The sequence below is a fragment of the Paenibacillus polymyxa genome (genome assembly GCF_018614975.1).
Classification (GTDB): domain Bacteria; phylum Bacillota; class Bacilli; order Paenibacillales; family Paenibacillaceae; genus Paenibacillus; species Paenibacillus polymyxa_E.
Map to the genome: position 1 here is coordinate 108,517 of NZ_JAGGNR010000016.1, position 13,044 is coordinate 121,560.

At 47.7% G+C, this 13,044-nt stretch carries 11 protein-coding genes; 9 read left to right on the plus strand and 2 right to left on the minus strand.

Annotated features, from left to right (window positions below; genetic code table 11):
- Positions 1–5: 5 nt before the first annotated feature.
- Both J7E78_RS16230 and J7E78_RS16235 read right to left on the minus strand, forming a co-directional pair.
- Entirely contained in the window at positions 6–848 is an 843-nt protein-coding gene (locus tag J7E78_RS16230; protein ID WP_215077268.1) for a 1,4-dihydroxy-6-naphthoate synthase, read from the minus strand.
- Positions 845–1,750 carry a futalosine hydrolase gene (locus J7E78_RS16235; RefSeq protein ID WP_215077269.1) on the minus strand — a complete coding sequence of 302 codons (906 nt, stop codon included), beginning with the start codon at positions 1,748–1,750 and terminating at the stop codon, positions 845–847. Before J7E78_RS16235 ends, J7E78_RS16230 begins: the two co-directional genes overlap by 4 nt.
- 1,042 nt (positions 1,751–2,792) lie before the next feature.
- Here J7E78_RS16235 and J7E78_RS16240 point away from each other — a divergent pair.
- The 9 genes from J7E78_RS16240 (at position 2,793) to J7E78_RS16280 (ending at position 13,044) form a co-directional block, all read left to right on the plus strand.
- Positions 2,793–3,182, plus strand: coding sequence for a GntR family transcriptional regulator (locus tag J7E78_RS16240; protein ID WP_036606399.1), 390 nt, complete (start codon positions 2,793–2,795; stop codon positions 3,180–3,182).
- On the plus strand, positions 3,175–4,077 hold the full coding sequence (locus J7E78_RS16245) for an ABC transporter ATP-binding protein (protein WP_215077270.1): 903 nt from the start codon (positions 3,175–3,177) through the stop codon (positions 4,075–4,077). The genes J7E78_RS16240 and J7E78_RS16245 overlap by 8 nt, the downstream gene beginning before the upstream one ends.
- Complete coding sequence (locus J7E78_RS16250; protein WP_215077271.1) at positions 4,052–6,076, plus strand: hypothetical protein; 2,025 nt, start codon at positions 4,052–4,054, stop codon at positions 6,074–6,076. Before J7E78_RS16245 ends, J7E78_RS16250 begins: the two co-directional genes overlap by 26 nt.
- Positions 6,077–6,365: 289 nt before the next feature.
- A complete protein-coding gene (locus J7E78_RS16255) occupies positions 6,366–7,361 on the plus strand; it encodes a hypothetical protein (RefSeq protein WP_215077272.1) in 996 nt (331 codons plus the stop codon).
- Positions 7,362–7,443: 82 nt separating this feature from the next.
- Positions 7,444–8,469, plus strand: coding sequence for an alpha/beta hydrolase (locus J7E78_RS16260; RefSeq protein WP_215077273.1), 1,026 nt, complete (start codon positions 7,444–7,446; stop codon positions 8,467–8,469).
- Between the two features lie 52 nt (positions 8,470–8,521).
- Complete coding sequence (gene nikR / locus J7E78_RS16265) at positions 8,522–9,058, plus strand: nickel-responsive transcriptional regulator NikR (RefSeq protein WP_215077274.1); 537 nt, start codon at positions 8,522–8,524, stop codon at positions 9,056–9,058.
- Between the two features lie 285 nt (positions 9,059–9,343).
- Positions 9,344–11,002: an ABC transporter substrate-binding protein gene (locus J7E78_RS16270; RefSeq protein ID WP_215077275.1), complete on the plus strand. Its 1,659-nt coding sequence runs from the start codon at positions 9,344–9,346 to the stop codon at positions 11,000–11,002.
- A 42-nt stretch (positions 11,003–11,044) separates the two neighbouring features.
- On the plus strand, positions 11,045–12,040 hold the full coding sequence (locus J7E78_RS16275; RefSeq protein ID WP_215077276.1) for an ABC transporter permease: 996 nt from the start codon (positions 11,045–11,047) through the stop codon (positions 12,038–12,040).
- Positions 12,037–13,044: an ABC transporter permease gene (locus J7E78_RS16280; protein WP_215077277.1), complete on the plus strand. Its 1,008-nt coding sequence runs from the start codon at positions 12,037–12,039 to the stop codon at positions 13,042–13,044. Before J7E78_RS16275 ends, J7E78_RS16280 begins: the two co-directional genes overlap by 4 nt.

A 13,044-nucleotide genomic window follows, 5' to 3' on the forward strand; every position in this document is an offset into this window, starting at 1 on the left:
TGTTGTTAGATTCGCAACAGATCAAGGTCGAACTCGGGAACGAGTCCTTCTTTCATGGCACGACCAAGCAGTGCAGTGATTGCACCGTAACCATCATCACCCAGGTTGGCGCTGAATTCGTTAACATACAGTCCGATATGCTGTGCAGCTACGTCAGGGTCCATTTCTTGGGCATGTTCCATAACGTATGCTCTCGACTCATCCGGGTGCGCCCAAGCATATTCAACGGAGGCACGTGCCCATCCGGCGAGGGCATGAGCATCCAGGTTACGACGTGCAATGATTGCTCCAAGTGGAATGGGCAAGCCTGTGTCGCTTTCCCACCAGTTCCCGAGATCTGTCATCAGCTTGAGATCGTAGTTCTGGTACGTGAAGCGTGCTTCATGGATAACAAGTCCGGCATCGATCTTGCCGTCCCGCACAGCAGGCATGATCTGGTCAAATGGCATGACAACAATTTCACCTACGCCGCCAGGAACATTTTGCGCTGCCCACAGACGGAATAACAGATAAGCTGTCGAGCGTTCGCTCGGCACAGCAACCCGTCGACCAGACAGGTAGCTAGGATCAGTGGTACCGTTAGCGGTAAGAACGAGTGGTCCGCATCCTCTGCCGAGTGCGCCTCCAGCAGGAAGCAGAGCATAGTCAGATAACACGTATGGCAATGCTGCATATGATATTTTCATCACTTCAGGTGTGTCGGGTCCATCGGGATTTGCCGCCAGACCATTGGTAATATCAATATCAGCATAACGGACATCCAGCTCAGGTGCGCCCGGGATCAACCCGTGCACCCACGCGTGGAAGATAAATGTATCATTGGGACAAGGGGAAAATGCAATTTTCATGATGTAATAACCTCCCGTAAAATGGAACTTGCAGCCTGAAGCGCACCCAGGGCATCCTTGATGCGCCAAGCGTCGCGGTCGCGTGGACCGACCGCGTTGGATATGGCCCGCAGTTCGAGTGCTGGCACGCCGAACTGCTGGGCAGCTGTTGCCACGCCGAAGCCTTCCATGCCTTCGGCTGCGGCATCCGGCACGCGGCGCAATAGCTCCGCGGCCGTCTCCGCTGTTCCGGTCGCCGTGGACACGGTGACCGCAGTGCCTCCGCTGACAGCGAGCCCGGCCCGCTGCAGCTCATGGCGCAGGCGAGCGGCAAGCTCCGCGTCTGCCGCCACAATGGACGAGCCGAAGCCGAGCTCGTCCACACTGAGGAAGCCGTCTGGCGTCTGCGAGCCCAGATCGGCGGCAACCATGGCGTCGGCTACCACGAGGGAGCCGACGTCTGCCCGGCCGGGGAACCCGCCGCCGATGCCGGCACTGATCACCAGCATGTAGGCTGGTGAATATCCGGCCCCGGCAAGGGGCCCCGGCCTTGAAGATGTGGCAGATGTCTGTGCCACATCGGATGGGCTTGGCGCGGTGGAACCCTGCGCCAACGCCCTAGTGCTTGCAGCCGCTACGGCATATGCCAATGTAGCGGCTGTTCCCGCTGCGGCCGAGGCTGGGCCAACGCCCGCAGCGATGACGTCAAATCGTTCCGCGGCCGTGTCTCCCAAACCACGGAGGACCGCATCTTTTTCCGCATCCACCGCGGTTACAATTAACACACGTTGTGACGAACTTGCTTGGACCGGACTTATATCTGAAGTGTTTATTTCCCCAGTTAAATCCCCGTGGTGTCCACTAGTCTCGAATGATGCGTTCGCTTTATTATTCTGAGCTGCATCCTGTCTATGTTCATTCATATCGGATTCTCCTTGTGAGGTATTAGAAGTGTAACATATGCTTCCATAGTATCTTTCTTACAGCAAGCTTCTAGTTATACTTCTTAGGGGTATTACTGACTTTTATATTTCCGTGTAAATGTATAGTTCAACTGATATAAATGGAATTCGGAGATATATATGTCCACTAAAAAAGGACATTTATCTTAATTTTGTCTTTCAAAGAGTGGACACTTTTTCTAAAAAGGTACTATATCACCCCAGGAATATGAAACACTACATATAGATGTTTTCAGAATTAAAATTAAAAATGATCTATATGTAGCATATCAATTCCAGGTTGATTGCTCATGTCTGTGTCCACCCTTTGAAAGACATATCTAAAATATGTATACTCAGTGCGGACAGCACGAGTTAGCACTCTATACGAATAAATAAACGATTAAAAAGGCTGAAGACTGCTCTGACCCAATCAATGCTAAAATCATATATCGACCTTCGGATTTTAGACCAACAAGCCAAACGTACAACAGACCTAACAATCAATCAGATTAAACGCGCACAAAAAAGTAACAAAGATACAGTGATTACTGAACATTCATCTCCATCATAACGGAAGGGGAAAGACCTGAACAACCTTTGCATGTAATTCTGTCAAAAGTGGTCAAGCCAAGGTTTCGGGTACCGTATCACTTCAAGTAGCCACATCTAGCCACATCGCTTCAGATAGCCTTTTTACCTCATTTCATGTGAATGCCACCCTGATCGAGTCCCACCCTAAGCCAGAATGAACCTGCTTTCCCAAATTATATATGTCAAATATACCATATGATCTATCTTTCTTAACGTACTCCCAATAAAACAAGAAGTCAAAGTCAATGGTTGACAATCTGATTTTACTGTATTAATAATAGTAGTACAGTTAATACACCTAAGAGTTGAATACGTACAGTTGTACAGCTTAGGTAACGCCTTTTTACACCCAGATATTTGCACATACACCTCAGATACAGTCATGTAAACCCATAGGGTATTTCACACATTTACAGAAAGGAGGTGCGGGATGTTCGAATTAGATGTACGCAGCCGTAAGGCGATCTACGAGCAACTAGTGGACAAAGTCAAAGAAATGATCGTATACGGTATTCTAAAGCCCGACGAGCAGCTTCCTTCCGTTCGTGCGTTATCCACGCAGCTGACCGTGAATCCAAATACGATTCAGAAAGCGTATCGTGAGCTTGAACGTGAAGGTTACATTTATTCTTTGCAGGGAAAAGGGAGCTTCGTATCATCGTCAGTGGAACATCCGAATGAAGCCATGAGAGATGAGATCAGAGAGTCTCTGGTGAAGTTGATTGCAGAAGCTTCGTATTCCGGTTTGACCAAAGCGGATATGACGCTTTTGTTTGAGGAAGCGATGGCCCGTATAGAGAAGGAGGAGCCTCATGATTGAGCTGAATCAAGTCGTCAAAGCGTTTGAACAGGAAAAGGCAGTGGATGGCGTAACGATGCACATACATAAGGGGTCGATCTATGGTTTGCTCGGTTCCAACGGGGCAGGAAAGACATCGCTGCTCAAAATGATGGCTGGCATTTACCGTCAGGACAGCGGGACTGTTCGTATCGAAGATGCTGAAATTTATGAAAATATGGATCTCAAAGGCCGTACCATTTTCATGGCCGATTCGCCCTACTTTTTCCCGCAATCTTCGATAACTCAGATGGCTACATTTTATCGTTCCGTATATCCGCGCTGGAATGAGGAACGGTTCAAGCAACTGGCTACCGTGTTCAAACTGGATGTAAAACGCAAGTTACATCGCATGTCCAAAGGTATGCGCCGTCAGGCAGCCGTATGGCTGGGACTTAGCTGTATGCCTGAAGTGCTGCTGATGGATGAGCCGATTGACGGCCTCGACCCGGTCATGCGCCAGCAGATCAAAAACCTGCTGTTCCAGGAAGCAGCTGAGCGTCAGGTAACCATTGTCATCTCGTCGCACAACTTGCGTGAAATCGAAGATCTGTGTGACCATGTGGCGATTATGCACAAAGGCCGAATTATTGTAGAGAAGGATCTTGATGATCTGAAGGCAGATACGCATAAAATCCAGGTTGCTTTCCGCCACCCGGACCATGCCAAAGCTATGGATGAGCAGATTGATATTTTGCATGAAGAGAAACGGGGAAGTGTATCCCTGTACATTGTCAAAGGCAACCGACAACAGGTAACGGACCAATTCCGTATACATGATCCGTATCTGCTGGATGTACTACCTTTGACGCTCGAAGAAATCTTTATCTATGAAATGGAGGACGCAGGGTATGACATTCAACCGATTGTTCTGTAACCGGGGCATCCTGATCCAAAATTTCAGACAGCATGGATGGATAGGCATCCTGTACCTGATCACATTGCTGTTCTCGTTACCGTTATATATCGCTACCGAGTACAGGGACGTGCCACAACAGATTACAAGTTTGTTTCAAGCTAATGGTGAAGTGCAGATTCTGTTCGCTATTACACTACCCGTAGCGGCTGGAATCTTCCTTTTTCGGTATATTCAGTCCGGTGCACCTTCGGATCTGTTCCATAGTTTGCCGTTACGTCGTAAACATCTGTTAACGGTTAATCTGTTGACCGGATATGCCATGATCCTGATTCCAATCTGGATTACAACTGCGATTACCGGCTGGGTATGGGCAGTACTGGATCAACCTGCTTTTCTGTTCGATGGCAGTACAATCTGGATGTGGGGCTTGAGCATGAGTATTTTCTCGCTATTTATGTTCATGCTAACTGTGGCGGTGGGCATGTGTATTGGTCAATCTGTATTGCAGGGACTCACCGTGTACGCGCTCCTCTTGTTACCTGTTGTCGTGTGGTTCATTATGTCACTTCATCTCCAGCATTATTTGCTCGGATATCCATACGATGAATTGGGACGTAATGCGGAAATGTCACTTGTTCTTCGTATGGCTTCAATCAGTTATTCTCCTGTTGTTAATGGAGAACTTATAATCTATTCGATATTTGCAATCCTGTTTATTCCTCTAACCTATGTGCTTTATGCGAAGAGGCAGGTTGAATCTGCTACTCAAGCCGTTACGTTTACTCTTGTGAAACCTATATTCCGTTTTGGTTTAATGTTTACGCTGGTTCTGATTGGCGGAGGTTACTTTACAATGATTGCTCCAAGAGGATCAGCTGGATGGGGAATCTTCGGATATATCCTCGGCGGAATTGTAGGTTACATCGTTGCCGAGATGATTATTCGCAAAACATGGCTGATCTGGAGCAGCAGGCTGCTACCCAAGCTGATTCTATATGGTATCATCGCTGGTCTGATACTGTACGTACCTATTGCCGACTGGAATGGATACGCCGCTCGAGTGCCTGAAATGAGCAAGGTGAACAGCATCAAGCTTGGTGGGGAGAGTTATACCTACAGTAAGGGTGTCACTCAGAAAAAGGACGATGCTCACCTCTATTCTAATGATCCGGAATACATGGGTGCAGTTATCGATCTACATCAAAAAATCGTGGATTCCGATCTTCCTTTACTGAATGATCCGATCAATCCAGGTATGCGTAATGATGAGTATGTATTTATTAACTACAAGCTGGATAACGGTAAGGTAATGAAACGTAAATACTATATTCCAGAAGCCGAATTCCATCAGGAATTAATGGCTCTGAAACAGTCCCAGGATTACAAAAGAGTCGCCTTTGAAACGTATAAGCTGGATGAAGATGCATTAAGTTTCGGCATTCGCTCTGCCATAAGTTCATACCGGAAGGTTTATATTAGCAATCCGGAGCAAGTCCGTGAGTTCAAAGCATTGTTGAAACAGGACATTTTGGATCAGACCTATGAAGAACAGCGCTCCCCGTGGCAGTCGTTTGCTTACGCGGAGATGAATCAGGATTCGTCTTCCAAAGATCCATTTCAACCGAGGGAGATGTGGAATTTTGAGATCAAACCTAGCTATGATCGGGTATTGGCTTGGCTGAAGGATAACAAATTATACGACCAGTTGCTTGTCCAGGCAGACGAGATTGTCTCCGCTCAGTTTGCGAAGCAGGAGATTAACAGTCCGGGTTCGCTTCAGTGGACTACTCCGCAGCCAGAATATATCGATGGGAGTCTTAGCATCAAGAAGCAGGTCGCGACCAAAAACAAAAAAATCATTAGCGATCTACTCAATCGTCAACGGTCGGGTTATCTAACAGAGAAAGATACCATCTATCAGATCAAGTTGAATGTAACTCGTGGCGAGAACATCTATATGATGCTGAAAGAAGAGGATCTGACCGCGGAAATGAAAGCTATTTTGGTCAATCAATAAGCTGAGTTGTATCAGTTGTTAACTATAAGCGGGAAGGGTTCTCCCGTTGATCAAAGGTTTGATATTAGTACAGTGAAACCAGATTTACTTGACCAGATACAACGAATGGAATATATTAGAAAAAGGTAAGGTTCGAGCGACTCGTTCAATCGAATCTCATATGGAACGGCTTATGAGGGAAGCACCCGTAAGAGCAGGCAAATGCCTGACTTGCGGGTGCTTTTTTTGTCGTTCGCTGATTTCGTTGGCTATTCTGCTAAGTATTTTAGAAGAAAGGATGTAGAGACGGATGCAAACAGAAGCGCGGAAGGAAACGATAACTGATCAGGAGGCCATGGCATGTTGTTCTTCCTTATTGGAACGAGCAAGCGGATATGACTTCATAGAACAACATGGCTTAGTGCAAGAAAAGAAGGGGCGACAGCATAATGGTCAATTGTCATCATTCGCTCATCTTATTTTCGGATCACGCCTGCTTATAGGGCTTGTGATTCTGTTCAGCGCAGGCACGATTTATTTTGCTTCAACAGCCGAGGCAGCGGGCATAGATCTTGGCGTCACAGCGCAGAAAGCCTGGGACTCCGTATTAAACAAAGCCGATGCACAAACCAAGTTAAGGTTGAAGCAAGCGTACGAGAAAGTGGGGAACTGGAAGACACAAGAGCAGGCGTGGGAACAAAAAATAAAGACACTTCATGCCGCCAATACCGCGGAATTGGAGCGATTACGTGTAGAAATAAGACAAACCGATGATGCGAAGGTCGCAGCTATAGCTGAAAAGGTAAAGCAGACCCAAGCCCGATATGAACCCCTATTTGCTCTCTACAGTTCAGTCAATAGACAGCTGGATGCAGCCAAAGCTATCAAAAATAAGGAATGGAGTGCAGCAATCCGCACGCAGGCCGAGACGTTGAGACCCGTTGTGAAGCTTGCCAGAGAAGACATCCGGATCAAGAAAAAGGAACTTGCCGAAGCACGTAAACGGAAGAGCGCTGAAATAAAACGTTTACGAGTTATGCTAGCAGGGGCTGACTCCGCGAAGAAACAGATTCAAACGGCTAAAAAACAGGCAAGTCTGGCAAAAGAACGATATTCCAACGCTCTACAACAGTTCAAACAGAGTACAAAGCAAGGCCAAACGTCACGTGTACTCAGCTCATTGAACACTTTGGCTTCTGCAGCAGAGAAGTGGACAGGCACAAAACAAAATATTCATACACTGGAGCAAAAAGTATCCACTACGTATGTGAAAGTCAGACAGGAAATTGCTAAGAGACCCAAATAAGAGGAAACCCGGTCCTCTCCGCAACGTACACAACTTTAGATGTAAAGACGCTTCGATGAGATGATGGAACGAGGTGGAACTATTGCAGACCAAGTTGGAAATGAAACGTACGGGGGCAAGAGGGTTTAAACGTAAACGCTATTGGATTCCCAGCGTTGTACTAATTTTGATCATAGGTTTTATTGGGATTGGTACACATTGGACACCCAAAATAACGGTATTTTTATTAAAATCATTAATTGAAACTGCTAATCCAGACACAAATAGCAAGGACACTTTGCTCTCGGATGGGATAACTCGTGTTGTGGATGTACCCTATGCAGACGAAGGGCGTAATGACAGTACGCTGGATATCTATTATCCTTCCGTAACATCGGAACCTTTGCCTGTTGTGTTGTGGGTTCATGGTGGTGGGTGGGTCTTGGGTGACAAAAAGGATATCGCAGATTATGCCGTACAATTAGCTAAGCAGGGCTACGTTGTGGTCAGTATGAATTATGCGCTCGCACCGGATACGAAATATCCCATTCCCGTGATCCAGACGAATCAGGCTTTGACTTACGTGAAGAACCATGTCAGTGAGTATCACGGTGACCCGGAAAACATATTTCTCGCAGGCAATTCAGCAGGTGCCCAGATTGCAAGTCAGACTGCGGCCGTGGTGACCAATCCTTCCCTCGCCAAACTGATGAACATAACACCAGCCGCCCAACCGGAAGAGTTGCGTGGGGTTCTGCTATTCTGTGGTCCATACAATCTAAGCACGGTAGCCAATACAGGCTTTCCACTCATACGGACATTTCTCTGGTCATATACGGGAGTCAAAACATTCGAAGACTATCCACGTCTGCATGAAATGTCGACCGTGCTTCAGGCCACAGCAGCGTACCCGCCTGCATTTATTACCTCAGGCAATGATGACCCGTTGACCAGTCAATCGATTGAACTGGCACAAGTCTTGAAGCGCCTTGATGTTGATACGGAAACCTTGTTTTTCTCGACCTCTTCGGAGAAGCTGGGACATGATTATCAATTTGATCTGGAGAGTGACGCTGGACAACAGGCGATACATTCGGCGGTACGATTCATGCAACAGTATAGTCGATGAGCAGACAAGTCTGTGGTACACTCGAAGCAAATGAGGGCGCAGGAGGAGAAGTATGGCAGATAAAGAAGATTTGACTCGGTTCGGAGTGGCGTTTCCTACAGCTCTGATTGAACAGTTTGACCAGTATATTGAGGAACAGGGATACAAAAACCGATCTGAGGCTTTCCGTGATCTTGTTCGCAAAACATTACTTCAACCTTCTGCATTACAATCCGACCAGGATGTGGCAGGCACCATTGTGATGGTCTATGATCACCATATCAGTGATCTTCCCATTCGTTTGATGGAGCTGCAGCACGAGGCGCATCATGACATCATTTCCAATATGCACGTGCACCTGAACCATGACCAATGCCTGGAGGTTATTGCCGTACGAGGGAATCTGGGACGATTGCGTCATCTGCATCAACAGATCCAGGTGCAAAAAGGTGTTTTGTATGCGGAGCTGTCTGTGACTTATGTAGATGAACTCAACAAACTGGCTCATGCTCAGAGTAGCGGTCAGGATGGCAATCCGGATCAAAGTCTGGATCACAATCAAAGTGCGGGTCAGCATGGTCACAGCCATCATCATCGCTCTGCGGAGTAAGACAAATACGGGTGTAATTAAAAATAAAGCGAACCTGAAAAAACAGACCATTGGTTAGAAGCCAAATGCGTCTGTTTTTTTGATGTTTGTTACAATACCTAACTTTATAGGGCGATTCAATTGCTCGTTCATATAACTTTTTAATGATTAATTCTGAAATATGAAAAAATATGGATTGTGAAGTGAACTTTGTTGACATATGATTTGGTTTTTGTGCTACAATTTCTCTAAAAAGTAACACGAAACAAGTGAGTGCAGCACATATTCAGAGGGGGAACGACCAGAATGGGTAGATTTTCATGGAGATGGAGAGAACGAACAGTTAGAACAGGATTAGGCATCTTGCTTGTATGTTCCATTGGTTTATCTGGTTGTGCACAGGGCACAGCGCCAACAGCTTCATCAGCAGAGGATGGACAATCAGGTACAACCTTAACCAAAAACGAATTGGTGCTGGCTGTGGGCACTGAGCCGGAAGGCGGGTTTGATCCAACAACCGGATGGGGGCAATATGGTTCGCCACTTTTCCAGAGTACCTTGCTGAAGAGGGATGCCAAGCTACAACTGGTTAACGATCTGGCTACGGCATACTCAGTTAGTGAAGATGGGCTGACCTGGACGGTTACACTTCGAGATGATGTGAAATTTTCTGATGGGGAGCCGCTTACGGCTGAGGATGTAAAATTTACGTTTGATACGGCTGCCCAGAGTGGGTCTGTGATTGATTTGACCAATATGGCTGATGTGCAGGCACCTGACGATAGCACGGTCGTGTTTACACTGAACTCGCCGCAGTCTACATTCATCAGTCTGCTGACGACACTTGGCATTGTGCCTGAACACGCCTATGGCGCTGATTATGCAGAACAACCCGTCGGATCAGGACCGTACAAGCTGGTACAGTGGGACAAAGGACAACAGGCTATCGTTGAAGCCAATGAAGAATATTACGGTAACAAGTCTGTATTCCACAAACTCACCTTCCTCTATCTGGATGAAGATGCAGCCTACGCTGCTGCGCAGGCAGGTACGGTGGATATTGCTGCGATCCCGGCAGCGTTTAGCAAGCAAGAGGTGAATGGCATGACATTAGAGGCCGTGAAAACGGTAGATAACCGTGGCATCATGTTCCCCATGCAACCTGCTGGTGCCAAGTCGGGCGATGGGCTTCCCGCAGGGAATGATGTGACATCCGATCTGGCGATTCGCCAAGCGGTGAACGTTGTGATTGATCGCAAGGCTTTGGTTGAGGGTGTACTGGAAGGGTACGGTCGTCCAGCTTATTCCGTCAGTGATGATCTGCCTTGGAGTAATGTGGAAGCTGTATTTGCGGATGCAAATCTCGAAGAAGCGAAGCGCATTTTGGCGGCTGGCGGCTGGGTGGATTCGGATGGTGATGGTATCGTCGAGAAAAACGGCGTTAAGGCCGAGTTCAATCTGCTTTATTTTGCAGGTGATTTAACAAGACAATCTCTGGCACTGGCTGCTGCGGATATGGTAGCCCAGGCGGGAATCAAAATCAATGTTGAAGGCAAAAGCCGTGAAGAGACGAAAAAAATGGCTTACTCCAACGCTGTATTATTTGGTTGGGGCAGTCATGATCCACTGGAGACGTATAACCTCTATAGCAGTACTCACAAGGGAGAAGGATATTACAATGTGGGACTGTACAGTAATCCTGTCGTGGATTCATGGATGGAGAAGGCCCTTAAGGCAACCAGTGAGGAAGAGGCATTGCCCTTCTGGCAGAAAGCGGAATGGGATGGAACAACAGGTTTCAGTTATCAGGGGGATGCACCTTGGGCGTGGCTCGTAAATATAGATCATCTGTATCTGGTTAAGAACGGCTTGAACATTGGCCAGCAACAGATCCATCCCCATGGTCACGGCTGGCCGGTGACAACCAATCTGGAGGAATGGTCCTGGGATAACAGCGCGAAATAAGAAGCATAGCGGTAGCTTTAGCCTGAATTGGGGAGAGATTGGATGACGGGCAGGAATGGATGGGCCAGATTTGTTGGTTTTAAAGTGTTGCGACTTGTTTCTCTATTGGTTGGAGTCAGTGTGTTGTCTTTTATATTAATGCAATTCTCTCCTGTTGATCCGATCGAAGCCTACATTGGTGGGGATATGATCAGGGTAAGCGCGGAACAGCGCAGTTTAATCGAAGAACGTTGGGGATTGAATGAATCTCCCATGGAACGATTGCTAACCTGGGGACAAGCGCTGATGCAGGGAGATCTGGGAACATCAATGATCTACAGACAGCCTGTAGCGGATATTATCCAGGAACGGTTCATGAATTCTGTCGCGCTTATGGCTGTAGCTTGGATATTATCCGGCATCATTGGTTTCACTCTTGGTGTAGTTGCTGCCATGAGACGGGATTCGAAGTTGGACCGCCTGATCTGCTGGTATTGTTATACGCTGGCCTCCACGCCGGTATTCTGGATTGCGCTGTTGCTGCTGATGGTATTTGGGGTGTGGCTCGGATGGCTTCCAGTTGGTCTTGGGGTACCCGCAGGAATGTCAGCTGATCAGGTCACATGGGGAGATCGGGCTATTCATATGATTCTGCCAGCGTTGACGCTCAGCTTGACCGGGGTAGCTTCCATCGCTTTGCATACCCGGCAGAAGCTTACGGATGTGCTGGAGTCAGATTATATTCTGTTTGCGAGAGCACGAGGTGAGCGAGGGTTTCAGCTGTTCCGTCGACATGGGTTCAGACATGTTGTTTTGCCGGCGATCACACTGCAGTTTGCTTCGTTCAGTGAACTGTTCGGGGGAGCCGTACTTGCGGAACAGGTATTCTCGTACCCTGGGCTGGGTCAGGCAACAGTTCAGGCTGGGTTGCGTGGAGATGTTCCACTGCTGCTTGGACTTGTGATGTGCAGTGCGATTTTTGTTTTCACAGGTAATATGGTTGCCGACATTCTGTATCGTATGATCGATCCACGGATGAAGGAGGAGCTGATGTCATGAAGCAGACGGTAGAACACTCCTCTGAGCAGGCGGCAGAAACAGCCCAAGTACAAAAAGTGAAAACTGCGACTCAAGAGGTAAGCTTCAACATGAATCCGGGGTTACTGCAAGCTGAGACTGGAAAAGGAACAGGAACAACACGCCAAACGAGAAAAGGTTATACGGGTGCCAGAGACCAAAATTTCCGCAATCCTCGCCAAAGAGCAGTGATCTGGGGAAGCCTTGCGGTGATCTGGATTGCCGCTGTGTGGTTGACGGGCAGGCTTCTTCCTGCTGGTTCTACCCTAACCTCATTAATGGATCGGAATCTGGCTCCAACCTGGGCGCATCCATTTGGCACAGATTGGCTCGGAAGAGATATGTTCATGCGTACGTTAAAAGGATTGGCAACCAGCATTCAAGTGGGATTACTTGCTGCATGTGGTGGCGGATTGATCGCAATGATATTGGGTTTGGCTGCCGCTTCAAGCAAGGCTGCTGACCGGGTGATCTCGTGGATTATCGACCTGTTCCTGAGTGTACCTCATCTGGTATCGCTGGTTATGCTGGCCTTTGTATTCGGTGGAGGTTTGGCAGGTGTGGCGGCAGCGATTGCGCTGACTCACTGGCCGAATCTGGCCCGGATTGTACGAGCGGAGATGATTCAACTGAAATCCGCAGAATACATTCAGATTTCACACAAGTTGGGTCAATCGCGGTTACAGATTGCGGTGCAGCATATGCTGCCACATCTGGTCCCGCAACTGTTCGTGGGCGTACTGCTAATCTTTCCCCATGCGATTCTGCATGAGGCAGCCATTACGTTTCTGGGGCTGGGGTTGTCCCCGCAACAACCGGCAATTGGAATTATTTTGTCAGAGTCGATGAGATATTTATCTGCTGGCATGTGGTGGCTTGCATTTTTCCCGGGACTCGCGCTGTTGCTGGTTGTTCGTGCGTTTGATGTATTGGGCAACAGTCTGAAGACATTGACGGGTACAGGTAGTTCAAGGGAGGTGAGGTAA

Bases quoted from the DNA above. Each gene is read 5' to 3' on its own strand.
- J7E78_RS16245 (WP_215077270.1), top strand. From the start codon at position 3,175: ATGATTGAGCTGAATCAAGTCGTCAAAGCGTTTGAACAGGAAAAGGCA.
- J7E78_RS16235 (WP_215077269.1), bottom strand. From the start codon at position 1,750: ATGAATGAACATAGACAGGATGCAGCTCAGAATAATAAAGCGAACGCA.
- J7E78_RS16250 (WP_215077271.1), top strand. From the start codon at position 4,052: ATGACATTCAACCGATTGTTCTGTAACCGGGGCATCCTGATCCAAAAT.
- J7E78_RS16280 (WP_215077277.1), top strand. From the start codon at position 12,037: ATGAAGCAGACGGTAGAACACTCCTCTGAGCAGGCGGCAGAAACAGCC.
- nikR (WP_215077274.1), top strand. From the start codon at position 8,522: ATGGCAGATAAAGAAGATTTGACTCGGTTCGGAGTGGCGTTTCCTACA.
- J7E78_RS16240 (WP_036606399.1), top strand. From the start codon at position 2,793: ATGTTCGAATTAGATGTACGCAGCCGTAAGGCGATCTACGAGCAACTA.
- J7E78_RS16275 (WP_215077276.1), top strand. From the start codon at position 11,045: ATGACGGGCAGGAATGGATGGGCCAGATTTGTTGGTTTTAAAGTGTTG.
- J7E78_RS16270 (WP_215077275.1), top strand. From the start codon at position 9,344: ATGGGTAGATTTTCATGGAGATGGAGAGAACGAACAGTTAGAACAGGA.
- J7E78_RS16230 (WP_215077268.1), bottom strand. From the start codon at position 848: ATGAAAATTGCATTTTCCCCTTGTCCCAATGATACATTTATCTTCCAC.
- J7E78_RS16255 (WP_215077272.1), top strand. From the start codon at position 6,366: ATGCAAACAGAAGCGCGGAAGGAAACGATAACTGATCAGGAGGCCATG.